At 44.2% G+C, this 25,181-nt stretch carries 26 protein-coding genes; 9 read left to right on the plus strand and 17 right to left on the minus strand.

Annotated elements, in window-relative coordinates:
* Positions 1-13: 13 nt before the first annotated feature.
* The 4 genes from tusC to fkpA form a co-directional block, all read right to left on the minus strand.
* Positions 14-373, minus strand: coding sequence for a sulfurtransferase complex subunit TusC (tusC, locus tag XDD1_RS16900; protein WP_045973010.1), 360 nt, complete (start codon positions 371-373; stop codon positions 14-16).
* A gap of 31 nt (positions 374-404) precedes the next feature.
* Positions 405-800 carry a sulfurtransferase complex subunit TusD gene (gene tusD / locus XDD1_RS16905; protein WP_045973011.1) on the minus strand — a complete coding sequence of 132 codons (396 nt, stop codon included), beginning with the start codon at positions 798-800 and terminating at the stop codon, positions 405-407.
* The gene (locus XDD1_RS16910; RefSeq protein ID WP_045973012.1) at positions 800-1,522 is read right to left on the minus strand and encodes a helix-turn-helix transcriptional regulator; all 723 of its coding nucleotides are present in this window, start codon (positions 1,520-1,522) and stop codon (positions 800-802) included. Before XDD1_RS16910 ends, tusD begins: the two co-directional genes overlap by 1 nt.
* A 446-nt stretch (positions 1,523-1,968) precedes the next feature.
* The gene (gene fkpA, locus XDD1_RS16915; RefSeq protein WP_045973013.1) at positions 1,969-2,733 is read right to left on the minus strand and encodes an FKBP-type peptidyl-prolyl cis-trans isomerase; all 765 of its coding nucleotides are present in this window, start codon (positions 2,731-2,733) and stop codon (positions 1,969-1,971) included.
* A gap of 242 nt (positions 2,734-2,975) precedes the next feature.
* Between fkpA and XDD1_RS16920 the strand changes: the two genes are divergently transcribed.
* The gene (locus XDD1_RS16920; RefSeq protein ID WP_045973014.1) at positions 2,976-3,194 is read left to right on the plus strand and encodes a SlyX family protein; all 219 of its coding nucleotides are present in this window, start codon (positions 2,976-2,978) and stop codon (positions 3,192-3,194) included.
* A gap of 133 nt (positions 3,195-3,327) precedes the next feature.
* On the opposite strand, the gene slyD is transcribed toward XDD1_RS16920, so the two are convergent.
* Positions 3,328-3,867, minus strand: coding sequence for a peptidylprolyl isomerase (gene slyD / locus XDD1_RS16925; RefSeq protein WP_045973016.1), 540 nt, complete (start codon positions 3,865-3,867; stop codon positions 3,328-3,330).
* 143 nt (positions 3,868-4,010) lie between these two features.
* Complete coding sequence (locus XDD1_RS16930; RefSeq protein WP_045973018.1) at positions 4,011-4,214, minus strand: YheV family putative zinc ribbon protein; 204 nt, start codon at positions 4,212-4,214, stop codon at positions 4,011-4,013.
* A gap of 244 nt (positions 4,215-4,458) precedes the next feature.
* Between XDD1_RS16930 and XDD1_RS16935 the strand changes: the two genes are divergently transcribed.
* Positions 4,459-6,402 carry an ABC transporter ATP-binding protein gene (locus XDD1_RS16935; RefSeq protein ID WP_045973020.1) on the plus strand — a complete coding sequence of 648 codons (1,944 nt, stop codon included), beginning with the start codon at positions 4,459-4,461 and terminating at the stop codon, positions 6,400-6,402.
* 232 nt (positions 6,403-6,634) lie between these two features.
* Here the strand turns inward: XDD1_RS16935 and XDD1_RS16940 are convergent, their stop codons facing one another.
* Entirely contained in the window at positions 6,635-7,528 is an 894-nt protein-coding gene (locus tag XDD1_RS16940) for a LysR family transcriptional regulator (RefSeq protein ID WP_045973760.1), read from the minus strand.
* 1,134 nt (positions 7,529-8,662) lie between these two features.
* Here XDD1_RS16940 and murQ point away from each other — a divergent pair.
* Complete coding sequence (gene murQ, locus XDD1_RS16945) at positions 8,663-9,568, plus strand: N-acetylmuramic acid 6-phosphate etherase (protein ID WP_197541046.1); 906 nt, start codon at positions 8,663-8,665, stop codon at positions 9,566-9,568.
* Positions 9,569-9,595: 27 nt separating this feature from the next.
* Positions 9,596-11,038 carry a PTS N-acetylmuramic acid transporter subunit IIBC gene (murP, locus tag XDD1_RS16950; protein ID WP_045973024.1) on the plus strand — a complete coding sequence of 481 codons (1,443 nt, stop codon included), beginning with the start codon at positions 9,596-9,598 and terminating at the stop codon, positions 11,036-11,038.
* On the opposite strand, the gene XDD1_RS16955 is transcribed toward murP, so the two are convergent.
* Positions 11,039-11,644, minus strand: a complete 606-nt coding sequence (locus XDD1_RS16955) for a LysE family translocator (RefSeq protein WP_045973026.1) — start codon at positions 11,642-11,644, stop codon at positions 11,039-11,041.
* Between the two features lie 133 nt (positions 11,645-11,777).
* On the opposite strand from XDD1_RS16955, the gene XDD1_RS16960 reads away from it, so the two are divergent.
* From XDD1_RS16960 to crp, 3 genes are all read left to right on the plus strand, one after another.
* Positions 11,778-11,996 (plus strand): YheU family protein, encoded by a 219-nt coding sequence (locus XDD1_RS16960; protein WP_045973027.1) that lies wholly within the window; start codon positions 11,778-11,780, stop codon positions 11,994-11,996.
* A 65-nt stretch (positions 11,997-12,061) separates the two neighbouring features.
* Positions 12,062-12,931 (plus strand): phosphoribulokinase, encoded by an 870-nt coding sequence (locus XDD1_RS16965; protein WP_045973029.1) that lies wholly within the window; start codon positions 12,062-12,064, stop codon positions 12,929-12,931.
* A 480-nt stretch (positions 12,932-13,411) separates the two neighbouring features.
* Positions 13,412-14,044: a cAMP-activated global transcriptional regulator CRP gene (gene crp, locus XDD1_RS16970; protein WP_004240730.1), complete on the plus strand. Its 633-nt coding sequence runs from the start codon at positions 13,412-13,414 to the stop codon at positions 14,042-14,044.
* Positions 14,045-14,107: 63 nt separating this feature from the next.
* Here crp and XDD1_RS16975 read toward each other — a convergent pair whose 3' ends face one another.
* The 3 genes from XDD1_RS16975 to ppiA all read right to left on the minus strand — a co-directional run bounded on the left by XDD1_RS16975 (position 14,108) and on the right by ppiA (position 16,981).
* On the minus strand, positions 14,108-15,331 hold the full coding sequence (locus tag XDD1_RS16975; RefSeq protein ID WP_045973030.1) for an aspartate aminotransferase family protein: 1,224 nt from the start codon (positions 15,329-15,331) through the stop codon (positions 14,108-14,110).
* A 221-nt stretch (positions 15,332-15,552) separates the two neighbouring features.
* Complete coding sequence (locus tag XDD1_RS16980; protein WP_045973031.1) at positions 15,553-16,128, minus strand: aminodeoxychorismate synthase component II; 576 nt, start codon at positions 16,126-16,128, stop codon at positions 15,553-15,555.
* A 286-nt stretch (positions 16,129-16,414) separates the two neighbouring features.
* On the minus strand, positions 16,415-16,981 hold the full coding sequence (gene ppiA / locus XDD1_RS16985; protein WP_045973033.1) for a peptidylprolyl isomerase A: 567 nt from the start codon (positions 16,979-16,981) through the stop codon (positions 16,415-16,417).
* Between the two features lie 362 nt (positions 16,982-17,343).
* Between ppiA and yihA the strand changes: the two genes are divergently transcribed.
* The gene (gene yihA / locus XDD1_RS16990; RefSeq protein WP_045973035.1) at positions 17,344-17,967 is read left to right on the plus strand and encodes a ribosome biogenesis GTP-binding protein YihA/YsxC; all 624 of its coding nucleotides are present in this window, start codon (positions 17,344-17,346) and stop codon (positions 17,965-17,967) included.
* A gap of 53 nt (positions 17,968-18,020) precedes the next feature.
* On the opposite strand, the gene XDD1_RS20470 is transcribed toward yihA, so the two are convergent.
* The 5 genes from XDD1_RS20470 to XDD1_RS17010 all read right to left on the minus strand — a co-directional run bounded on the left by XDD1_RS20470 (position 18,021) and on the right by XDD1_RS17010 (position 23,578).
* A complete protein-coding gene (locus XDD1_RS20470) occupies positions 18,021-18,068 on the minus strand; it encodes a hypothetical protein (RefSeq protein WP_438361642.1) in 48 nt (15 codons plus the stop codon).
* A 366-nt stretch (positions 18,069-18,434) separates the two neighbouring features.
* Positions 18,435-21,239, minus strand: a complete 2,805-nt coding sequence (polA, locus tag XDD1_RS16995; protein WP_045973037.1) for a DNA polymerase I — start codon at positions 21,237-21,239, stop codon at positions 18,435-18,437.
* 422 nt (positions 21,240-21,661) lie between these two features.
* Complete coding sequence (dsbA, locus tag XDD1_RS17000) at positions 21,662-22,285, minus strand: thiol:disulfide interchange protein DsbA (protein ID WP_045973038.1); 624 nt, start codon at positions 22,283-22,285, stop codon at positions 21,662-21,664.
* A gap of 15 nt (positions 22,286-22,300) precedes the next feature.
* Positions 22,301-23,239, minus strand: coding sequence for a serine/threonine protein kinase (locus XDD1_RS17005; RefSeq protein WP_045973762.1), 939 nt, complete (start codon positions 23,237-23,239; stop codon positions 22,301-22,303).
* Positions 23,240-23,308: 69 nt separating this feature from the next.
* The gene (locus XDD1_RS17010) at positions 23,309-23,578 is read right to left on the minus strand and encodes a YihD family protein (protein ID WP_045973040.1); all 270 of its coding nucleotides are present in this window, start codon (positions 23,576-23,578) and stop codon (positions 23,309-23,311) included.
* A gap of 631 nt (positions 23,579-24,209) precedes the next feature.
* On the opposite strand from XDD1_RS17010, the gene XDD1_RS17015 reads away from it, so the two are divergent.
* On the plus strand, positions 24,210-24,686 hold the full coding sequence (locus XDD1_RS17015) for a hypothetical protein (protein ID WP_231854425.1): 477 nt from the start codon (positions 24,210-24,212) through the stop codon (positions 24,684-24,686).
* Between the two features lie 95 nt (positions 24,687-24,781).
* On the opposite strand, the gene XDD1_RS17020 is transcribed toward XDD1_RS17015, so the two are convergent.
* Positions 24,782-25,147 carry a DUF1090 family protein gene (locus XDD1_RS17020; RefSeq protein WP_045973044.1) on the minus strand — a complete coding sequence of 122 codons (366 nt, stop codon included), beginning with the start codon at positions 25,145-25,147 and terminating at the stop codon, positions 24,782-24,784.
* Positions 25,148-25,181: the final 34 nt, after the last annotated feature.

Raw genomic sequence — 25,181 nt, forward strand, 5'->3', positions numbered from 1 at the left:
CGCCTGAAATAGATTAAAATTTCAACACAACATCGTAACCCGCCAGCAATTCCCGGATGGCTGTGGCAGAAAGCAGTTCAGCTTCCAACACAAAATGGCTTGTCGGGCTGCCCCCTCGAATCACCAGATCATCGAGACAAACGTAACATTTATCAATGTCATAAAGCGGCAAGATCTTAAAGGTTGAAATATAGTCGCGAGACAGGATTTTATCCGGCTGCTGATTAGCCAATAACTGGAATACGCCATCAGAAATAAAGAATACCCCGATCTGCTCAGTCAATGCTGACGTTGCAAGCAGCGCATCCAATCCTTCCCGACCGGCAGAAGAGCCGTGAGGGGCTTCAGTAAAAACAAAGGCGATTTTTTTCATCAATACCCACGGAGACTTGGACTCAATGTATCTAAAATTGTATGACGCGATCACACAGCATCATAGCTTCTGCCAACGATCCCAACCCACTCAGCTCAAACCCTTCGGCCAGATTAGCGGCGGGCAGATTTAATTCACGGGCTTGCTGTTCATCCACGACGCCACGCCGCAATGCCGCCGCGACGCAGATAAGCAGATCGAATTGATGCCGGGCTGCCAATGCCTGCCATGCCCTGACCAAATCAAACTCATCATTGGCAGGGGCGATCAGTTGATTACCGTTTTGGACACCTTCACGATAAAAAAACACACTATGCAGTTTATGGCCTGAGGTGAGCAACGCCTGAGCAAATTGGTAGGCACTGCTGGCTTGTTGGGTACCGTAAGCTGGCCCAGTGACCAGCAGGCAATAAGACAGCGACGACATTACTTCTCCGAACCCGCACATTCACCATTTTTGAACTGGCGAATATAGAGATATACCGTATGCTTGGAGATATTCAAACGGTCAGCGACCTGATTAATCGCATCTTTAATATCAAAAATGCCTTTTTCATACAGGTTAAGCACCACCTGCCGGTTTTTCGCATTATTAGAAACATTGCGGTCGGCATTCACTTCTTCAATCGTGAATTCCAGCGTTTGTGCCACCAGATCATCCACAGAAGAGGCAAAGTTGACGTTTGAAGCCACTTCATGGGTTTTTTCTGGGATAAAGGTCTGAATAATTTCGGAGAAAGGCACATCAAGGTTCATATTGATGCATAACAGGCCAATGACCCGACGCTGACGATTACGGATCGCAATGGTGACCGATTTCATCAACGAGCCACTTTTTGCCCGTGTGAAATACGCTTTAGACACGCTACTGTCTTCATCCGTAATATCATGCAGCATCCGCAACGCCAGATCAGTAATCGGAGAACCAATCTGACGGCCCGTATGCTCTCCATTGGCTATTCTGACGGCTGAACATTTAAGATCTTCCAGTGAATGAAGAACTATCTCACAATGCCCACCAATCAACATAGCCAGGCCATCAACAGCAGCTTCGTAAGATTTTAAAATTTCGTGATCAGTTTCACTAAATGGTTGGTTTTCCAGTAAATCAATTTCACTGTTATCACCAGTTAATAGCGGGGTAGACATGTAATACACCATCCTTCAAGTTCAGACTTTGCCTCACCAAAAATATCAGGGCAAGATTTATTATAAAAATTCAAAACGACAAATTAAATATGCCTTATATGATAGGCACTAAAAACAAACAGTTAAAAATGTTTTTCACTATTCTATTCAGGATTGTGACGTTAAAACCACATTGAACTGTCGTCAAGCTCTTGCTGAGTATACCGCACGGATTTATCACAGCCTTGTGCCGAATCCACCTAATATACGGAAAATAAACCCTCATTTAATACCGTGGGAAATAATAAGCAAATAAATCTATTACTCTTGATCCATGCTTATTAATCCGTGCCTATTACTCACCAAATAGGGGTAAATACCAGCAGTAAACCGAAGGGTGAAAGAAATAGATGATAAAGCAGGAGCTTTAAGCCCCTGCCAATGTTGTCTTTTAAATGATTACGGCGTTATTTTGCCTTAGCAGCAGGCTTAATATCCAGTAATTCGACATTAAAGATTAACGTGGAGTTAGCTGGGATTTTAGGTAAGTTTGCCTGATCATAAGCCAGCTTAGGAGGAACAACTAATGTGATTTTTCCACCTTTCTTCACATGTTGTAAACCTTCTTTCCAACCGGGGATAACGCTGTCCAAACGAAGTGTCAGAGGCTCTTTACGTTCATAAGAGCTGTCAAAGACCTGACCATCAATCAAAGAACCTTTGTAGTTAACGACGACAGTATCCGTCTCTTTAGGTGCGTTACCCGTACCTTCTTTGTCAATTTTGTAAAGCAACCCTGTTTTGGTTTCCACTACGCCAGCTTTTTTAGCAAACTCTTTGCGATATTTGGCCCCTTTTTCGCCATTTTCACTGGCTTCTTTTTCTGCCTTAGCCAATGCTGCACTTTTCACTTTAGCTTCAAAGGCAGACAGGGTTTCCTGGATCTCTTTATCAGTCAGTTTGGTTTTATTATTTAACGCATCTTCAACACCAGCCAACAATTGCACTTTTTCGATATTAATACCGAGCGTTTTCTGCTCCTGCAATGAGTTGGCCATATAGCCTCCCAAAGAAGCACCCAGAGCATAAGAATTTTGCTGTTCTGTTGTTTTAAAAGCACTATTCAATTTTACTTCGTCTTTGGTTTCGGTATTAACAGCCAAAGCTTGAGGTACACTAAATGCCACCGCCAGTGTTGTTGCCAACAGAGTTGTTTTAAACAATGATTTCATCCTATTCTCCAATCAGTTTGGGTGGGGTTACCATCAGCACAGGTCATAACATTTACTATAACCGCCTAAGGAAACCAATGACAATATTTGCGATATCTTGCAATAAAAATTGTTGAGACAACATTAAAGTGAAGAGGTTTCGTAAAATCCTATTTCGCAAATGATGTGGAGTATTATAGTGTCATCTTGACCGAACCATCGTTCCGTCATTAATTCATTGATCAGAGGCAGGAGGGAAGATAATGGAATTATCTGAATTTGAACAAAGATTTGAGCAACTAGAAACTAAGCTGGCCTATCAAGAAGCCACGATTGAAGCATTGAATCAAGAAGTGATAAAGCAACAGATTGAAACTGACAGATTGAAAGAACAACTAAAATTACTCACTGAACGTCTGAAAACTCACCAGACATCCATCATTGCCCCCCTTTCTGAAGAAACTCCTCCCCCTCATTACTGATATTCATCTGGGAAAATCGCTGCCAGGGAAGGCAGAAACACAAAATAAAAAAGAGAAGCGCCTAGCGTGCTTCCCTTTTCTGTTTACTGATCTTTCAGATTACCAACGATATTCAGTTAGCCCTGATTGAGTTTTAGTGGCAGCTACCGCCGCCGCAGCATCCATCATGCTCACCGTGATCGTGATCATGATGATCACCACAACCACCCTGACCGTGCACATGGCCATGAGTCAATTCTTCTTCGGTCGCCTCACGAATCGCGACAATTTCAACGTTGAATTTCAGATTCTGGCCAGCCAGCATGTGGTTAGCATCAACCACCACTTCATCACCTTCTATCGCCGTGATTTCTACCGGGACAGGCCCTTGATCTGTATCAGCCAGGAAACGCATACCCACCTGAATATCATCCACACCAACAAACACGTCTTTTGGTGCACGCTGAACCAGATTGTCATCATACTGACCGTAGGCATCTGCGGCTTCTACGCTCACATCAAAACGTTCACCCACCTCACGACCGTCCAGTGCTTTTTCCAATCCGCTGATGAGAGAACCATGACCATGCAGATAGTCTAACGGTGCACTCACTGAGGACTCATCAACTAAAACACCCTCTTCGGTTCTTACTTGATAAGCCAGGCTAACCACCAAGTCTTTTGCTACTTTCATGACAACTCCTACATACCCTAAGGGAAAACCCGTAAGGGAAAGTTTTTACAGTTCAAAAAATGCTGCCGATTGTAACGGAATTCTATGTCGCTGTACCTAGGCAACCGCAAAATTTACCCACAATTTATTGTACGTGTATTAAGTTACTGTGGTGTAAAGATCCCAATAACCTGCTCCTGCTCCCTGACATGAGATGTGACCACTTCATCCGTCTGCCTCTGTATATGGCCACAATGGACACACTCAACAACATCCACCTTATTCTCCTGCCACATGGCTAACGTATCCTGTGATTGGCATTTTGGGCAAACCGCGCCCGCGATAAAACGCTTACGACTGATTGACATAATTCCCCCCGACGCTATTTATATTTATCTTCCTTCCATTTCCCTAAGACGTGTCAGGACAGATATTTTCCGCTACCATGCACACTCAGCACTTAAAATCGAATACATATACCCAATAGATTTTACCCAATAGATTTCAAATTGCGGCACACCGATCACTATACGCATCAACGATCACTCTGCCTATCAATTGAAGGATATAAGCCTAATTATTAACTTAACATATTATATATAGACGGCATCTATGATTGTTTTCTCTTCACTGCAAATCCGCCGTGGCATTCGCGTCCTGTTGGACAACGCCAACGCAACTATCAATCCTGGGCAGAAAGTAGGATTAGTTGGCAAGAATGGCTGTGGTAAATCTACCCTACTTGCCTTACTCAAAGATGAGCTTCAGGCCGAGAGCGGCGCTGTCACATTCCCCAATAATTGGTCACTGGCTTGGGTCAATCAGGAAACGCCTGCTCTGGAAACATCAGCACTGGAATATGTCATCGATGGTGACCGAGAATTCCGGCAACTGGAGCAAAAACTCAACAGCGCCAATGAACAAAATGACGGCCACGCCATCGCCCATCTTCACGGTTTGCTTGATACTATTCAGGCATGGACCATCCGCGCCAGAGCAGCCAGCTTGCTGCACGGATTGGGTTTTTCCCAAGCTCAACTGGAACAACCTGTCCGTTCGTTTTCCGGTGGCTGGCGTATGCGCCTCAATCTGGCACAGGCGCTGATTTGTCGTTCAGATCTATTATTACTCGACGAACCGACCAACCACCTTGATCTGGACGCCGTTATCTGGCTCGAAAAATGGCTGAAAAGTTATACCGGCACCTTGATCCTCATTTCCCACGACCGTGATTTCCTTGATCCGATTATTGATAAGATTCTGCATATTGAGCAGCAGGATCTCTACGAATATACCGGCAACTACTCTTCCTTCGAACGGCAACGCGCCGCCAAACTTGCCCAGCAACAGGCGCTATATCAAAGCCAACAGGAAAAAGTCGCGCATTTGCAGAGCTACATTGATCGCTTTCGCGCCAAGGCATCTAAGGCAAAACAGGCGCAAAGCCGCATCAAGATGCTGGAACGCATGGAGCTTATCGCACCCGCCCATGTTGACAACCCTTTTCATTTCAGTTTTCGCCAGCCGGATAACCTGCCAAATCCACTGTTAAACATGGATAAAGTCAGTGCGGGCTATGGTGAAAAAACAGTGCTGGATTCGATCAAATTAAACTTGGTGCCGGGTTCACGCATCGGCTTGCTGGGTCGCAATGGCGCAGGTAAATCCACCTTGATCAAATTGCTGGCAGGAGAGCTTACGCCTCAACAGGGCGAAATTGCCTTATCGAAAGGCATTAAACTGGGTTACTTCGCGCAGCACCAGTTGGAATACCTGCGGGCAGATGAATCGCCATTACAACATTTAGCCCGAATGGCACCGCAAGAGACGGAGCAACAGCTTCGGGATTATCTGGGCGGATTTGGTTTCAAAGGCGATCAAGTCACCGATCCGAGCGGACGTTTCTCCGGTGGTGAAAAGGCGCGTTTGGTACTGGCGCTGATTGTCTGGCAACGCCCTAACCTTCTTCTGCTTGATGAACCGACCAACCACCTTGATCTCGATATGAGGCAAGCATTGACTGAAGCACTGATTGATTTCGAAGGTGCGCTGGTCGTCGTATCGCATGACCGGCACTTACTGCGCTCGACAACCGACGAACTTTATCTGGTACATGATGGCAAAGTCGAACCGTTTAAAGGCGATTTAGAAGATTACCAGCAATGGCTGACTGAACTGCAACGCCAACAAATGCGGGAGGATCAGGAAAAAGAGAAATCGGAGAGTGAATCTTCACCCAACGGCACGCAAAATTACCGTGCCCAAGAACGTAAAGATCAAAAACGGCGTGAAGCTGAATTCCGTAACCAAACGCAGCCATTGCGTAAGCAGCTCACGACCCTTGAAAAACAGATAGAAAAATTGGGCACGGAATTGGCGGAATTAGAAAAAAAGCTGTCAGACAATACCCTTTACGAACATGATCGTAAAACTGAACTGACGGAATGCCTGCATCAGCAGACACAAACGAAATCCAGTCTGGAAAATATCGAAATGGAATGGCTGGATATTCAGGAACAGCTCGAACAAATGACCGCAGTATTTAATGCGAGTTAAGGTGTCAATTCACTTTTCAAGTGTCAACCTGTAGTATAATCGGGTAGTGTTATTCAATACCCGATTATTTTCTATTCTCTTATCCCACCATTTGTTCAAACACTGAAAATATTGTTCCCTGTTTACCCAGAAAAATAAAAAATTAAAACTTTTATAAGTTATAGCCCAAGTTTTAATATCACAAGAGATCAAATGAAAAATACTCCATAGAAAACAATCAATAATCATTGACCTATACATTAGCAACCAATGTGGAAAAGTTTTCAGCATCCTCAATCAGATGATCACCCATTGACTTTGCCCACACCACACCCAGCTCAATTTTTTTATCCGTTTCAACAAGTTCCAAAGAATTCATATAATACTCAGGAATAGCACTAATAATCCGTTTAGGGACACAAGTATAGGCACTATTTTTTGTAATCATCTCAATGATCAACATGATATCATTTGTTTTTAATAACAAATTCATATTGTCACCGGTATAAATAGGAAAAATGTTAAGGAAATCCGTTGACTCAACCCCCTCTTTTTTTCCTGATGACTTTTCCGCAGGAATTCCATTGCCAAACTGACTTAAAGCGGTTCTGAATTTAGATATCAGGTGACTCCTTTTTTTAAAGATATAGACCAATCTTTCTGTAAATACCTTTTTGGGTTCTAACTTGGCCATAATCGATGACAAGGGCATCACGGCAACATGTAACATCCCTGCATTCAGTAAACTTATCTGCTGATCAACTGACAACCCAGTGACCAATGCCAGCACTACATTCCCTTTCTTTTCCACAATCTGCTTCTCTATTTGAGTATAATTGTGGATAGGAAAGCAGGAGCCGACATATAAGTGCCTGACCATATCCTCTTTTGAATCAAAATGAACCTGACTTTTGAACTGTTCATAGTGAGTCAAAAGCTTCCGGGCATTATCCAGCGTCTTTTGCCCAAAATCGGTCAACCTTGTTCCATTTGGCCCCCTTGTAAATAGTGATGCCCCAAGAATATCTTCCAAGCCATGTATTTTCTTCGACAAGGCCGGCTGAGAAAGATAAAGTCTCTGAGAGGCTTTGTGATAATTTAGAGTCTCAGCTAAAACGATAAAAGCTTCAAGATTGCGTATATCCATGTTCTTTAGCCCAATGATTGTTAAATAACTACAAAACATTACAGATTCATGGTGATAGCATTTTAACTTTGTGTTTTGCCAAAGGTTTTATCCGATCAACAGGTCAAAATGTTAGCTAATAAAAGGTTAGTTAATAAGGGTGAAATTCGCAAAACATTTATTATTCCTGCGCGTTAATTTCATTGTGAAATGATTTCAATAAAAACCAGTTATCGGTAATCATTTCGTTAATACAGACCAAATCCTCCTAGTTATCCACAATGACCAATACTCTCTTTCATTTTTTAAACTACAGAGTTACTAATATTTCTGAAATTTAAAGACGATTGAGATAGGTATACAAATAAATCCCAAACGGACGAGTTTACCTATTGTAAAATTAGAATTACCACTAAGGGAGAAACAATTAACATAAAGTTATTAACTGATAACCTTTCTTTATTACTCCTCCCTCAAGGAAATATCTAAAATCATGCAAGTTAAAATATCATACTACTAAACCAATATGTAAATAATTTAATTGAAAAGATAAAGAAAAGAATATACATCTAGTCTTACTCGTATAATGCTACGAACCGCAAACACTTTATATCCATTATATTATTAATAGTTAATCTAAGTTCTATTTTCTGGTCACTTTAATATTTACTCTTATTACGCGTTAATCAGAGAAAGCATTATTCGAATACAACAATAATGATAGCCATTAGCATAAAACGAGTAAAAACACCGCGTAAACATGATATCAAAAAAAACAGCAATATGTTAATGGCAGGTTTTATCGTGCGTTGCCAGTGATAACAATATAGTGGCGCTTAACAAATCTGTGATTTTTTCATATTGGAATATTCTGTATTGATATATCGTTTTATGGAGAAAGCGTGTTAATTTTTATGTCATCCACAACGCTTCTCACTTTTATGAAAGAGTATTAACCTCGTCTCAGGAAAACGTATTAGAAGACCCCAAAAATACAGATAAAATAAAACCAAACTGATATTTCCTATGGGATATAATTTTAGCCACATAGTTTTTTTTACCTATTTTGGTGTATATTTTATATTAAATGCTCAGTAAGATAACCTGACGCACATAAATCACTTCTTAGTTTCTATAAAATATGGCAGAAAAATGATGAAAATCGACTTGAGCAATATGATAACAGAGAGTCGTAACCCCGCCAGTACCCATATTGATCAACTCTCAACACTCGATATGCTGCGCGTTATCAACGATGAAGATAAACAAGTGGCGATTGCCGTTGAAAAAACCCTGCCCCAGGTTGCCCGTGTGGTTGATAAAGTGGCCGAAGCATTTCGTCAGGGTGGACGCTTAATCTATAGTGGCGCGGGTACCTCTGGGCGTTTAGGCATCTTGGATGCCAGCGAATGTCCGCCCACTTATGGGACAAAACCAGAACACGTGATCGGTTTAATTGCCGGCGGGCATCAAGCCATCCTGAAAGCGGTCGAAAATGCGGAAGACAATCGGCAATTAGGCGCAGAAGATCTTAAGGGACTACACTTTAATCAAAAAGATATATTGGTCGGGATCGCTGCCAGTGGCCGAACACCTTATGTATTAGGCACAATGGAATATGCCAAATCGGTTGGGGCAACGGTTGCCGGTATCAGTTGCAATCCAAACAGCCCAATGGCGCAGTTGGCTGATATTGCCATCACGCCTGTCGTGGGGCCAGAGGTGATAACAGGCTCATCCCGCATGAAAGCAGGAACGGCGCAAAAGTTGATCCTGAATATGATTACAACCGGTGCCATGATCCGCATTGGCAAGGTCTATGGTAATTTGATGGTTGATGTCGAAGCCACCAACGCCAAATTAATCGAACGTCAGAAAAACATTGTCATGGCCGCCACTGAGTGCAGCAGGGAAATGGCAGAACATGCCCTGAGCGCCTGTGGTGGTCACTGCAAAACCGCAATCGTAATGATTTTATCGGGCGTCAGTGCCGAAGAGGCCAAAGCATTACTGGCAGAGCACCAAGGGCTGATCCGGCCGGCTATCTCAACAGACCGATAATCATTGCCTCTTGAGAAGGGGTTATACATGGCTAAAATGCGTCAGGAAATGTTGGCCGAGATACTCGACGCCATTGGCGGGACGGGCAATGTTGCACATTGTGGAAATTGCATGACCCGCCTGCGGTTGACGCTACGGGATGATTCACTGGCCGATATATTCAGGTTGAAGCAAATTGCCGGGGTGTTGGGCGTCATAGAGACAGATGACCAGCTCCAGATTGTCCTTGGCCCCGGCATAGCCCAAACAGCCGCAGACGGGATGAAAACGCTGTTAAGTGAACCTCCCTCTGCCGCTCCTCATCCTGACAAGTTAAAAGCTATCGCCACTGCCAATAAAAAACAGCTCAAAGAAAAACAAACCCGCTCCGTCCATAAATTTCTGGCAAAATTTGCCACAATCTTTACGCCCTTGATCCCCGGATTTATCGCGGTCGGCCTGTTATTGGGCTTTGCTACCCTGCTGGAGCAGGTTCTTATCAAAGAAGTGCCCCATCCCAACGCCATATTGATTGAGATGGTCGGCTATATGAAAATTTTCAGCAAAGGCATGTTCAGCTTCTTGGGCATTTTGATTGGCTACAATGCACAAAAAGCCTTTGGCGGCTCAGGGGTTAACGGAGCCATCATCGCATCGCTATTTGTACTGGGTTATCACGCCGAAGCCACCAGTGGGTTCTATTCCGGTATCAGTCATTTCTTTGGCTTCGCCATTGACCCACGAGGCAATATCATCGGGGTGTTGATTGCTGCTATTCTTGGCGCTTGGGTGGAAAAACAGATCCGCAACATCATGCCCTCTGATCTGGATATGATCCTGACTTCCGCAATGACCCTGCTTATCATGGGCGCCGTCACATTTATCGTCATTATGCCTGTCGGAAGTTATCTGTTCAGCGTGATGTCATGGTTATTCGTGAACTTGAATGGCAATCCATTCGGCACAGCCGTTTTGGCAGGACTGTTCTTAATCGCCGTGATGTTTGGTGTGCATCAGGGCTTTATCCCCGTCTATTTTGCGCTGATGGAGTCACAAGGGTTCAATTCTCTTTTCCCTATTCTGGCAATGGCAGGAGCGGGGCAAGTCGGCTCCGCACTGGCGCTATATGTCAAAGCGGCAAAAGGCGCTGTGCTGCGCACTCAGATCAAAGGAGCCATCATTCCGGGTTTTCTGGGAATTGGGGAACCGTTGATTTATGGCGTCACCCTTCCCCGCGTCAAACCGTTTGTCACAGCCTGCCTCGGTGGTGCCACAGGGGGGTTCTTTATCGGCCTGATGGCTTGGTGGGGATGGCCTGTCGGATTAAATAGTGTTTTCGGCCCCTCCGGGCTGGTTGCTCTGCCACTGATGACATCCAACAGTGGCATTTTCACGGGCATGGCAGTCTATGGTGCCGGGCTGATCGTCGCTTATATCGCGGGCTTCATACTCACATTATTCTTCGGCAGCAAGAATATCGATTTGAGCTGATCAGCCAAACCAGATTAAAGGCACACACGCGGCGGTCAGCACCCCCATGGTGATATTGAATATAAACCACGCGCGGCGGCTTCCCAGTAACCGGCCAATCAGTGAACCGAGAACCAGCCAGAGGGCACCCGCGAGCAGATTGGCGATAAGCATCACGATACTGATAACAAAAATGGAGTGGTTATAGAGCGCTCCGGCCAGACTGTAACTACTGACTGCCCCCAATCCCATTAACCAGGTTTTCGGATTCAAAAACTGCAATAGCCAACCTTGATGAATTTTGATTGGAGCACCTGCCGAGGTTGTCGTGTCCAGCCGCTGATAATGCGAAGTGGCCGTTTTCCAGGCCAGCCATAATAAATACAGGCATCCGAGCACTTTCAACCCCGTATAAATGGCAGGATAAATCAGCAGTAACGCGGCAACACCAAACGCAGACAGCAGCAAAATGGTCTGCATTCCCAACACAATACCCAGACAAAGCGGGATGGAGCGGCGGAGACCAAAATTCGCGCCCGATGAGGTCAGCAACAAATTGTTTGGACCCGGTGTGACAGCGGAAATAAACATAAATATACTGAGTGAAAATATCAGGCTTACAGTCATGGGTAGATTCCCCTCCCACCCCAAGTTAACATTTCTTTGCGAGAAAATAGCAGTATGTTATTTCACACACAAGATAACTAATCATGAAATCAATTCACTATAAAGTATCAGCGCATTATCAGGAGCAATCACGATGATCATCCCGTGGCAGCAATTGGAAACCCATACACTCCTCAACTTGATTGAAAGTTTTGTCCTGCGGGAAGGGACGGATTACGGCGAACAGGAAAAAACGCTCGAACAAAAAGTGCAGGATGTCAAACATCAGCTTGAACGCGGTGAGGTTCTGTTGGTATGGTCTGAATTACATGAAACCGTTAATATCTTGCCCAAAGCGACGTTCCGCCCATGAGGTTCCGCTTGCTTTATTCATTCTGATTGACTGATCCGCCAATTTTATTGATAAGGAGTCTGTTCATGTCTGCCAAACATCCCGTCATCGCAATCACTGGCTCCAGTGGCGCAGGAACCACCACAACCAGTGTCGCCTTTCGCAAGATTTTCCAGCAATTTGACGTCACCGCCGCACTGATAGAAGGGGATAGTTTCCATCGTTATACTCGTCCTGAAATGGATGCCGAGATTCGGAAAGCAAGAGAACAGGGCAGACATATCAGCTACTTTGGGCCAGCCGCCAATGATTTCAGCATGCTGGAGAAAACCTTTTTTGACTATGGGGAAACGGGCAATGGTCGCTGCCGAAAATATCTCCATACCTATGATGAAGCCGTCCCCTATAACCAATTGCCGGGGACTTTCACACCGTGGGAACCCTTGCCGTCAAACACAGATGTGCTGTTTTATGAAGGTTTGCACGGGGGGGTTGTCACGCCACAACACAATGTCGCCAGCCATGTTGACCTGTTGATTGGCGTTGTGCCTATCGTCAACCTGGAGTGGATACAAAAACTCATCCGTGATACCAGCGAGCGCGGGCATTCCAGAGAAGCGGTCATGGATTCCGTTGTCCGCTCAATGGATGATTATATCCGCTATATCACTCCCCAATTTTCACGTACCCACATTAATTTCCAGCGTGTTCCTACCGTTGATACCTCTAACCCTTTCTCTGCCAAGGCTATTCCCTCACTGGACGAAAGCTTTATCGTGATCCGCTTCCGCGGTCTCACTCAAATTGATTTCCCTTATTTGCTGGCCATGCTTCAGGGTTCATTTATTTCCAGCATAGATACTATTGTCGTTCCCGGAGGAAAAATGGGGCTGGCAATGGAATTAATTATGGCGCCGCTGGTTAAGCAATTACTGGAAGGCAAAAAAATCTCATAATTTTCCTATTTATATCCTATGAACTTCAAGTTGCCGCTCGCAAGACGAAAGTCGTTTATTAATGACGAGTCTATTTTTAATAAAGCAGGTAACAAAAAATAACGTTACCTGTTTCATTTAAATAAATAGACCGTTTTTTAACAATAAATTAGGTGATAGAAATAAATGTAAAATCAACAAGACCGTCTTTTTTGCCAAACTTCTGGTAATCTGACAACCCGTTTAATAGGCTGAAGCGATACAGGAGGAGACAGAAACGTTTTCCTGTGTTACAAACAAGGCTACAAACGTGGACTGGCAAGGTATATGGATTAAGATCAATATGCCAGCATTCTCGTATCCTGATAATCCATATAAAGTTCCCGTTTGTCAGTTTTTCAGCAAGTTATATGTTAAGCTATTGACTTTATAAAGCCAGCCTGAAGAGAAACCCAGTTTCTCACATCATAAGGGCAGAAATAACAACAGAGGATAAAGCGAATGGTTCTCGGCAAGCCACAAACAGACCCTACTCTTGAATGGTTTTTGTCACACTGCCATATTCACAAATATCCATCCAAGAGCACGCTTATTCATCAAGGCGAGAAAGCAGAAACGCTTTACTACATTGTTAAAGGTTCAGTTGCTGTTCTAATAAAAGATGAAGAAGGTAAGGAAATGATTCTCTCTTATTTAAATCAGGGAGATTTTATCGGTGAACTTGGATTGTTTGAAGAGGGGCAAGAACGTACTGCATGGGTGCGGGCAAAAAGTGCCTGTGAAGTGGCTGAAATTTCCTATAAGAAATTTCGCCAGTTAATTCAGGTCAATCCTGACATTCTGATGCGTTTATCTGCTCAGATGGCGAGTCGCCTACAAACCACTTCCGAAAAAGTAGGTAACTTAGCCTTTCTGGACGTGACCGGCCGTATCGCCCAGACGTTGCTCAATTTAGCCAAACAGCCGGATGCAATGACGCACCCTGATGGTATGCAAATCAAAATCACACGTCAGGAAATTGGGCAGATTGTGGGTTGTTCCCGTGAAACGGTTGGCCGTATTTTGAAAATGCTCGAAGATCAAAACCTGATTTCCGCACATGGTAAAACCATCGTGGTTTATGGGACACGCTAATTCCCGATAAACCTGAAATCCAGCCAGTGCAACCTGTTACTTCGCACTGGCTTTTTTATGGCTTCACCTGTTTTGGGTTAACCATCGGGATATCGCCATCTCCAGCCGTATCATGCCCTCGACGATGTCATCCTCAGGAATGATCAATGAAGGGGTAAAGCGCAAAATGCTGTCTCCCGCACTCAATAACACCAATCCCAGCTCCGCCGCTTGCTGCAAGATTTCTCTGGCCTTACCCTGATATTCTGCTTGCAATACCGCCCCAATCAGCAAACCCTTGCCACGAAATTCGTGGAAAATGCCATATTTTTGGTTCATCATTTCCAGGGCATGGATGATCATATCGTGACGTTTTTCCACGCCTGCCAGCACTTCTGGCGTGTTGATAATATCCAGCGCAACGCAGCCGATAGCACAAGCCAACGGATTTCCGCCATACGTCGTGCCATGCGCGCCGGTTTCCATAGCTGCCGCGATGGTATCGGTCGTTAACATCGCACTGATCGGGAAACCGCCGCCCAGCGCCTTTGCGGTCGTCAAGATATCCGGCTGTACGCCATAATGCTGGTAAGCATACAACTTGCCTGTACGCCCCATCCCACTTTGCACTTCATCAAAAACCAACAGAGCCTGATGCTTATCGCACAATTCACGCACGCCATGCAGAAACGCCATTGTTGCAGGTGTGACGCCCCCTTCCCCTTGAATCGGCTCTAAGACAACGGCACAAGTGTGATCATCAATCACCGCTCTGACCGCATCCAAATCATTAAAAGACACATGGATAATATCCGCCGGTTTGGGGCCAAATCCTTCAGTATATTTTGGCTGTCCTCCGACCGAAACAGTGAAAAAGGTGCGTCCATGAAACGCCTGATGAAAAGCAATAATTTTGGTTTTATTGGGATGATGGCGAGTAATCGCATAACGACGAGCCAATTTAAAGGCGGCTTCATTGGCTTCCGCGCCTGAATTAGCGAAAAAGACCTTCTGCGCAAAGGTTGCATCAATCAATTTTTGTGCCAAGGTTAAGGCTGGTTCATTGGTAAAAATATTGCTGAGATGCCACAATTTTTCACCTTGCTGTTTCAGGGCATTCACCAAAGCCGGATGACAGTGCCCCAAAGCCAATACCGCGATACCGCCGGCAAAATCAATATATTCTTTACCCTGTTGATCCCATACTCGACTCCCTTGCCCTCTGACAGGAATAAAACTCGCCGGCGCATAAATAGGCAACATCACCTGATCATAGGTACTTCGGTTTGTTGCTTTGCTTTCTCCCATTTCCCTCACCTTATTTTTATCTGCTTGTCGTACTTCAAGATACATTTATTATCCCCCGCGCTGCGGGGGATAATAAGCGGCTTTTGTCTTGCGAGCGGCAACTTGAAAATTATCGGGTATATTTGCCATTTCAAAGTGAAATAATAGTCATAAAATATGAATAAAAAATCACGCAAAGGCAAATAAAAAATAACGAATGAGGAAATGTGATGGTATCTGGATTAATATTTGAGGAAATTATTCAATAATTCATGCCCCTGCTCACTCAGAATACTTTCCGGATGAAATTGCACCCCTTCCAGTGGCAGAGTACGGTGACGTATTCCCATAATTTCATCGACATCACCATTGCGCTGACTCCATGCTGTCACTTCAAATGAAGCCGGCAGCGTTTCTGCGGCAATCACCAGAGAGTGGTAACGTGTGACAGTTAATGGATGAACCAATCCTTTAAATACCCCTTGCTGGCTATGGTGAATTAAACTGGTTTTTCCATGCATCACTTCACGCGCTTTAACAATGCTGGCACCAAAAGCCTGACCTATCGCCTGATGCCCCAGGCACACACCGAGGATGGGCAATTTCCCGGCAAAATGTGAAATGGCTTCCAGCGAGATCCCGGCTTCATTTGGCGTGCAAGGGCCGGGAGAAATAACTAAATGCGTCGGTGCCAACGCTTCAATATCTTCAAGCTGTAGCTCATCATTGCGCTTAACTAAAACCTCTGTCCCTAACTCGCAAAAATATTGATATAAATTGAATGTAAAAGAATCGTAGTTATCTATTATGAGTAACATAGGAGTATATCCTACTGATTATTATAGTTTTATAAGTTCCTGCCCCACAGGGGTATTATGCATTCTGTATGACAGTAAAAACAGGCAAAGCAGTACCAACAGCAACGGGGGGACTCATCATACCACAGACGCATTTTTAAAATAGGGGTACGGGAATCACATCGCCATGATGCCCTGCTGTGGCAACGTAGAAATGGCAGAAAGAGGGATGATTCAGAGGGAGCTAACGGTACTCAAACAACCATGAATGATTATCCGAATACCGTATGATGCCGGGTTCGGGCTGTTAAGGCTCAACCTTGGCAGACAAGATCACAATGGGTTTCACCGGCACATTTTGATAAGGACCCACATTTTCTGTTTTGACTTGAGAAATTTTATCAACCACGTCCATACCTTTTACGACCTTGCCAAAGACGGCATAACCAAAGTCACGCTGCCCGTGGTCAAGGAAAGCATTATCGGTCACGTTAATAAAAAATTGGCTGGTTGCGCTGTCCTTATCTGCGGTACGCGCCATCGCAATCGTGCCACGAAGATTACGCAAACCGTTATCGGCTTCATTTTTAATAGGGTCCTTGGTAGCCTTCTGCTTCATCTCTTTTGTGAAGCCACCGCCCTGAATCATAAAACCGGGGATCACACGATGAAAGATAGTGTTGTTATAAAATCCCTCATTGACATACTCAACGAAATTCTTGGTAGAAATGGGTGCCTTATTACTCTCTAACTCAAGTTCGATTTCTCCGGCTGATGTGACCAGCTTCACGTGAGTTTCAGCGGCCAATGCCGGGACAGCTATCGCACTGATAGCACAAGCAGTCATAAGCGACACAAAAATACGTTTAAACATTGATGGTTCCTTTATTTTTGAGGTCAACAATAAAACTCATAACAACAAAACTCATTAAGTGTAATTCCCAATAGAATGAAGTTCCAAAGATTTACCTACATTTACGAGTATTTTAGTTGAGTGGGGAGAAAATCTATTCATACGACTTTATATTCGCATAGTTAGGCAAAGGTTATTTCGAGAATAACCTGCATATTGGTATGCTTTCGAACGATTACATTCCATTTTATTTCACCCCATTTTCTCCCATGTTAAAGAATATACATAGTGGTTGGGGAGGAATAAAGTTCACCTGTCCACAAGCGGTTGCTCTCGGTATAATCACCGCGCTATTTTGTGTATTCCTCAGGGAGATAACCATTTTGACCATCAAGAACTACAACTATCATATGACCCACTTTGTCACGAGTGCACCTGACATTCGCCACCTGCCTCAAGATGTGGGCATTGAGGTCGCGTTTGCCGGTAGGTCAAATGCGGGTAAATCCAGTGCCCTGAATGCACTGACCCGCCAGAAGAGCCTTGCGCGTACCAGTAAAACCCCCGGCCGTACCCAGTTGATTAACCTGTTCGAAGTGGAAGAAGGGATTCGTCTGGTCGATTTACCGGGCTATGGCTACGCTGAAGTCCCCGAAGAGATGAAACGTAAGTGGCAGAAAGCCTTGGGGGAATATCTCCAGAAGCGCGAATGCCTGTTAGGGCTGGTGGTTTTGATGGATATCCGTCATCCGCTGAAAGATCTGGATAGGCAAATGATCGAATGGGCGGTTGTGATGCAGGTGCCTGTCATGGTATTGCTCACTAAAGCCGATAAACTGGCATCCGGCGCCCGTAAGAGTCAACTGGCGAAAGTGCGTCAGGAATTAGCCTCATTGGAAGGTGATGTTCAGGTCGAATACTTTTCCGCCCTGAAAAAAATCGGCATCGATAAACTAGAGCAACAACTCAACCTGTGGTTCAACCAACCTGCCATTGAAGCGGAATAAACCGGACATAAAAAAACGCCCCAGTCAAAAGAAATGACTGGGGCAGCTAATATTCAGCTAAATCCGATTACGTGAAGTAAAAGGTCTGAAAGATAGAACATCTTACCTCTGTACCCTACGCCGATAACTTTAACCTATTCCTTTCAGCAAAAAAAGCCTTTTTTGTAATTAATTTTCACTAATTATCTCGATTCAGCCGTTAAAATTTAAGCAATAATGGTTATTATCGCGTCATTAATGTAGTTTAATTACATATTTATGAGATCCAGATCTAATCTAAAACCTAACCTAAATTCCTTGTTATAAGCCTATTTATGGCATAATGGCGCTAATTTTAGTTCATTAAACAAGCAGTAATTTCATAAAAATCATTCAATAAAAAAAGAACCCCATTTCTGCGGCTCTTCTTCCATTTTTTTGGCGGCTTTTTGCTAAAAGTCAATTTTTGATAAAGACCAAAGGGTCTATCAGTGTGCCTGATCCCAATTATCACCCAGCCCAATATCCACTTTTAACGGCACATCAAGCTGCATACTTTGTTCCATCAGCTCCCTGATTTTCTGCCCTGCGGTTCCCAGCGCTGATTCATGCACTTCAAATACCAGCTCATCGTGAACCTGCATGATCATGCGCACATCGGGCTGCTCACTGACAATCCAGTTATCTACCGCAATCATCGCCAATTTGATGATATCCGCTGCCGTTCCCTGCATCGGTGCGTTGATGGCTTCACGCTCTGATGCCTTACGGCGCATGGCATTACGCGATTTGATATCCGGCAGATACAACCGACGGCCTTCCAACGTTTCGACAAATCCATGATCCGCCGCTTGCTGGCGTGTACGCTCCATATAAGCCAACACCCCCGGATAACGTTCAAAATAGAGATCCATATAACGTTGCGCTTCACCACGCGGAATACCTAACTGGCGGGATAAACCAAACGCACTCATGCCATAAATCAGGCCAAAGTTAATCGCCTTGGCACTGCGACGCTGCTCGCTGGTCACCTGTTCCAATGGCACGCCAAACACTTCCGCCGCCGTCGCGCGGTGGATATCCTTACCTTGGGCGAATGCCTCCAACAAGCCTTTGTCCTGCGACAAGTGCGCCATAATGCGCAATTCAATCTGTGAATAGTCCGCCGCCATAATGCGGTAGCCTTCCGGCGCAACAAAAGCCTGACGGATGCGTCGCCCTTCACCATTGCGGACAGGAATGTTTTGCAAATTGGGATCACGGGAAGAGAGACGTCCCGTTGCCGTCACCGCCTGATGATAAGAGGTATGAACACGATGGGTCAGTGGGTGTACCATCTGAGGCAACTTATCCGTATAGGTGGATTTCAGTTTTGCCAGACCACGATGTTCCAAAATCACTCTGGCTAATTCATGGTTCTCCGCCAACTCTTCCAGCACCTCTTCATTCGTTGAGGGTGCGCCATTCGGCGTCTTTTTCAATACCGGCAACTGCATTTTTTCAAATAAAATCACTTGTAGCTGTTTGGGTGACGCCAGATTGAATTCTTCCCCTGCCAGTTCATAAGCGGCTTTTTCCAGCTCACCCAAACGCGCGGTGATCTCCTTTGAATGTTCTGCCAGCGTTTGCGCATTGATCAGCACGCCGGTTCTTTCCATACGGGACAGCACTGGCACCAACGGCATTTCGATCTGCTGGAAAACTTTTAGCAGGGTTAGGGTGCTCTCTAATTGAGGATACATCTCCTGATGCAGTCTCAAAGTCACATCCGCATCTTCCGCCGCATATTTTGCCGCTTCTTCCAAGGGAATTTGATTGAAGGTGAGTTGTTTTTTGCCTTTGCCCGCAATCTCTTCAAATGTGGTGGTTTTATAGCCCAAATGACGATCCGCAAGGCTATCCATATCATGCCGCCCCGCCACACTGTTCAAAACATACGATTCCAGCATGGTATCAAAAACAATGCCATTCAGGGCAACGTCATAACGCGCCAGCACGCCCCGATCAAATTTCAGGTTTTGACCAATTTTAGGCAGGTTAGCATCCTCCAGCAGTGGCTTTAAGGCGGTAAGAACCTCATGTAATTCCAGTTGCTGCGGCGCATCCAGATAATCGTGTCCCAATGGCAGATAAGCGGCTTCAACGTCTGACTCTCCCACAGCAATGGCAAAAGACATCCCCACCAGATTGGCTGTCAGCGTATCAAGACTGTCAGTTTCAGTATCAAAAGAGAATGCCGGCGCCTGCTTAAGCTTTTCAATCCACTCCTCCAGAGACTGGCGTTCAAGAATCGTTTGATAACTTTCCGGTGAAATGGCCGGTGAAATTTTAGCAGCGGTTGGCGTAGCGGGAATGGATTCTGCCTTGGCACTGGCAGCAGCCGGTTTCTGTCCATTACCTTCCAGCCAACTGCCATTCTGTACGTCTGCGATCCAACGTTTAAATTCATAATGGCTGAACAGCGCCAGTAACTCATCCGCATCCGGCGGCATAACTGAAAGATCCAGACAAGTTTTATCCAGCTCAACATCGGTTTTGATGGTCGCCAATTGGTAAGAAAGATAGGCCACCTCTTTATGCTGCTCCATCTTACCGCCCAATGTCTTGGCGCCACGGAAACCGAGTGAGGCAATGTCATCAAGTCGGGCATAGATATCATCTAATCCGCCAATTCCCTGCAATAGCCCCAACGCGGTCTTCTCCCCCACGCCTGGCACGCCCGGAATGTTATCGGAAGAATCCCCCATCAGGGCGAGAAAATCGATCATCAGTTCAGGGGGAATACCATATTTTTCCTTAACCCCTTCCGGCCCCAAGATGGTGTTGGTCATGGTGTTAATCAGGGTGATATTTGGCGTCACTAATTGCGCCATATCCTTATCTCCCGTGCTGATCAGCACCGAACGGCCTTCTTTTTCAGCCTGCAAAGCCAAAGTCCCGATAACATCGTCAGCTTCAACGCCGGATACCACCAGAATGGGCAGACCCATCGCCTTAACCATCTTGTGCAACGGTTCAATTTGCAAACGCAAATCATCCGGCATGGGTGGCCGATGAGATTTATATTCAGCAAAAAGTTCATCACGGAACGTTTTACCCTTGGCATCAAACACGACCGCCACATGACTGGGTTTATACTGCATGATCAAACTTCGCAGCATGTTCAACACGCCATACATGGCGCCCGTCGGCTCGCCGGAACTGTTGGTCAGTGGCGGAAACGCATGGTATGCACGATAAAGGTATGAAGAACCATCAACCAAAATCAGGGGATTGTCTGCTATCTGTGCCATAAAATTTTCTTCGTCGTTCTGAGGGATGAATGGGTATGAATAAAGAATAGAATGCCATACTGTATCGTTATAGACGAATTTTGCGGGCATTTTCTCGTATGAGCTCGCATATTGTGACAAATATTCTGATGGGTATGCTGTGGATAACTTTGTGCACAAAAAAAAGGCACATAAACCAGATTTATGTTTATCACCACAAAGAGTGAATAACAGGAGGTAAAAATCAATGAATTACGCGAAATATTAATTAAATATGACAACCGCTTTAAAATCACTGACTTGTGGATATTACCAGAGTTTATGTTATGAAAGGTGTTTTTCGGCAGGTGTTGTGCCAACTCTCTTATAGCTGGCACAACACCTATATTACTTTATTATATCAATACTCGCGTTTTTGTTTCTTTACGCCACCCTCTTGCGACTTATTTTTTGTTCAGCAGATAGTTCACGACCTCAGAGAACTTCCGGGCGTAATCCAACGCGGAACTGGTATCAACACCACCGTTGTTAATCAAATATTTGCCATTAACAAAGACCGCCGGAACACCGCGCAGGCTGAAATCTTGGGCAGCCTGACGCTCTTTGGCGGCGACAGATTGCACGATAAAGCTGTTCAGGGCTGCATCATATTCTTCACCGGAGATACCCGCTTTGATGAAAGCATTACGGATATCGTCCTTGCTACCGATGGTTTGGCTTTTCTGAATGCCCTCAAACAAAATAGGCGTGACCTTATCTTCAACCTTCATGACAATGGCAACCGCCCAAGCGTCGGTCAATGCCTTACCCAAAGGTCCCAGAAAATCTACATGATAACGTTCATGAGTCACACCTGCCGGCAAGTTTTTCTCAACCGTAGCAGGAACATGATAAATATTTTCAAACTGATAACAGTGAGGACAATAAAAAGAGAAAAACTCCACCACCTGAGGCTGATTGGCAACCGGCTCTCTTAACTCGGTATACTGTTTGCCTTCAGAAAAACCAGAAGCAGACGCATTAAATGCCATGAACGCTCCCACCAGTGCTAGCCAAAATTTCTTCATAATGGTCTCCAAAAATTAATACATCGGGTTGAGCTGTAAAGGGGGTTCCTGTAACAGCCGGACTTGTTCAGAAAAAAGACTCACTTGCTTATGCCAGAAATCACTCTCCGCCATCCACGGGAACGCTTTTGGAAAAGCCGGATCTTGCCAGCGACGGGCTACCCAAGCCAAATAATAGACCATTCGCATCGCACGCAGAGGCTCTATTAATGCCAATGTCTTGGGATCAAATGCCATAAACTGACCATATGACTCAAGCAAGATATCCAACTGAACCAACCGTTCTTGCCGTGAGCCATTGAGCAACATCCACAAATCCTGAACCGCAGGACCATTGCGGGCATCATCAAGATCCACAAACCAGGCTTCATCACGCCACAAGATATTCCCCGCATGGCAGTCCCCATGCAGCCGCAATACTTGCCAGTTATCGTGCCATTGGCTGGCAACGGCCTGATTTAATCCATCCAACGCAGCCAGAAAACCCGGTTTATGTCTGGCGGGAATAAGCTCACATTCAGCCAAATAGTGATATGGCTGATATAAATATTCATTAAGATTAAGCGTAGGACGGGCTGAAAATGTTTTCTTTGCGCCAATTTGATGTATTCTTCCCAGCAATCGCCCAACATCTTCCAGTTGGTCAAAATTGTCTGATTCGTACTGACGCCCTCCCACACTGGGGAAAATGGCAAAAAAGAAACCGCCATGGCTGAGCACCGTCTGCCCGTCAAACATCAAGGGCGCAGCTATCGGCAAATCGGCTTGCTGCAATTCATGAGCAAAATCATGCTCCTCTTGGATTTGCTGTTGGCTCCAGCGCAGAGGACGATAAAATTTCACGACATAGCGTTTGCGGTTTTCATCCATAAACTGATACACCCGATTCTCATAGCTATTCAGCTCGGTCAAACCTGAATCAAGGTACAGGCCAGACTGCACTAAAGCATCCATAATTAAATCTGGTGTAATATTCTGAAAATTAAAAGCCTTCGGTTCCGTCACAACACAGTTCTCTCTTCATCAATCTTTAATAATACCGCGGGCGCGCAACAACGCAGTCTTAAAATCTTCTTCATAATCTTTTTTCAATCCGGGGATTTCTGCATCGCTATCCGTACCGCGCATTTTCAGGTGATAAATCAAAATATCATCCGTTAATTCAGATAGCTGCCCGGTGAATCCCGCTTCATCAGCCAGTTTCTGCAACAGTGCCACCAAATTTAAATCCGGCTCATTCTTCCATACTGGGTGTAAAAGTTCGATAACTTCATTGAGACGGTGATACTTCATCTCTCGTTCCTTATAAATACGATACAAATTAGCAAGATTAATGGCTCTGAGAAAGCATTGGTCTGTCAATCAGCGTAAAGTTATACTAAAACTATCATAAAATCACGTTAGCAACTATTTATCTAATTTATTATTTGTTTACCATGTTTTTCTATTTGAAATCAAAAAAAACGTGGGTACAATTACTATACTTTTTAGTCATCCAGAGTATTCCTGTATCACGCTCTTGATGCTGAAGGTTAGCAACAGACATCAATTTATTATCTTGTAAACCGCACTTACGATACCAAATAGCAAGGGTATAACAATCGCTTGTGAGTAATAAGTGAAGTGGAGTTGTCTCCACAATTCAAGCTATACCTTCATGCGTATTGTAAAATTCCAAAAATATTAAGCTGCTGTTGGAAAAGCAGCGGGGGGAGTTTTGGCTTGTATTTATCAATGCCATGATGTGCTGTGTGGCGATAAAGATAAGTTGTAAATTTCATAAGGAATAATAGTAGTATTTTGATTTTAAAGGTTAAAATTCCAAGGCCGTTTTCTCATATCAGATTTGATTATGAAGGGGGGAATGATGTTCTTCCATAGTGTCAACAAAAGTAATATGATTATTTTTTCGTTAATACTGGGAATGGTCATTTTATTTTTATCTTTTAAAAATAGCCAATTAGGGATTATCGATTACGCCGATAAACATTGTCAGAAGAATACAATCTGTTTGATTGATATGAATAAAATTATTCCTTTTGACTGGGACAAAATGTATATCATCGACAAAGGCATAACGCCTGAGGATATTGAAAAAATTATCGGTGCCAGGCTTAATGATGAAACCAGCCTTTTTTATAAAATTATTTTTGTCAGAGATCAGGAAGTGATTTATTCGGATGAATATCATCCAGCCGATGACTCTTATATGAAAAAATTTCTTAAGCTTAATTTTCATTATCCTTATGAAAGGGAAGGAAATTACTTTAGTCACTATGCCGTTTCCAAAGATAATTCCATTCTTTCAGTAAAGATTGAAAATGAACCGCTTGTGAGTGATAAAATTTATTACAGCATTTCTCCTTCTAATGCACAGCAAATTAGAGGGAGAGATCGATAAGTTTTATCTGATTTTTCTATGGAATATTCTTTTATATTTCAATCTATTGAGTGCAGGCCGTTGTTTGTATGTGGCCTGCACTTTTTTGTTTATGTTTATTTTTTTCTTGTGCCTATTTTGTTGTTTTTAGACGGCTTGTAAGATTGATTTTTACTGCCAGACTGTTTTAATAAAGAGGGATTGTCTTTGTTCGTGGTATTATCTTTTACATTGTTCTTTACCGTTTCTGGTTTATTGTTTTGATCTCGTAGGCGTTTTTCTAAAGCACAGACAACCTTTATGTACTCCAAAGTGCGAGTTAATCCTTTTATCAGGCGCGCGTCTTTATCTGCCTGAGCATATTCGAGCTGTTTTTCCAATGTTTTTTTCTTAATTTCACATCCTGCTTTACCTTGGTTTGCATCGGCTGCATTCATACTGAAAACGATCAATACAGATAAGATCACTGTTTTCGACATCATGAATTATTCCTAATATTTTTAGGTGACTTACCCG

Origin of the sequence: Xenorhabdus doucetiae (assembly GCF_000968195.1) — a bacterium.
Classification (GTDB): Bacteria; Pseudomonadota; Gammaproteobacteria; order Enterobacterales; family Enterobacteriaceae; genus Xenorhabdus; species Xenorhabdus doucetiae.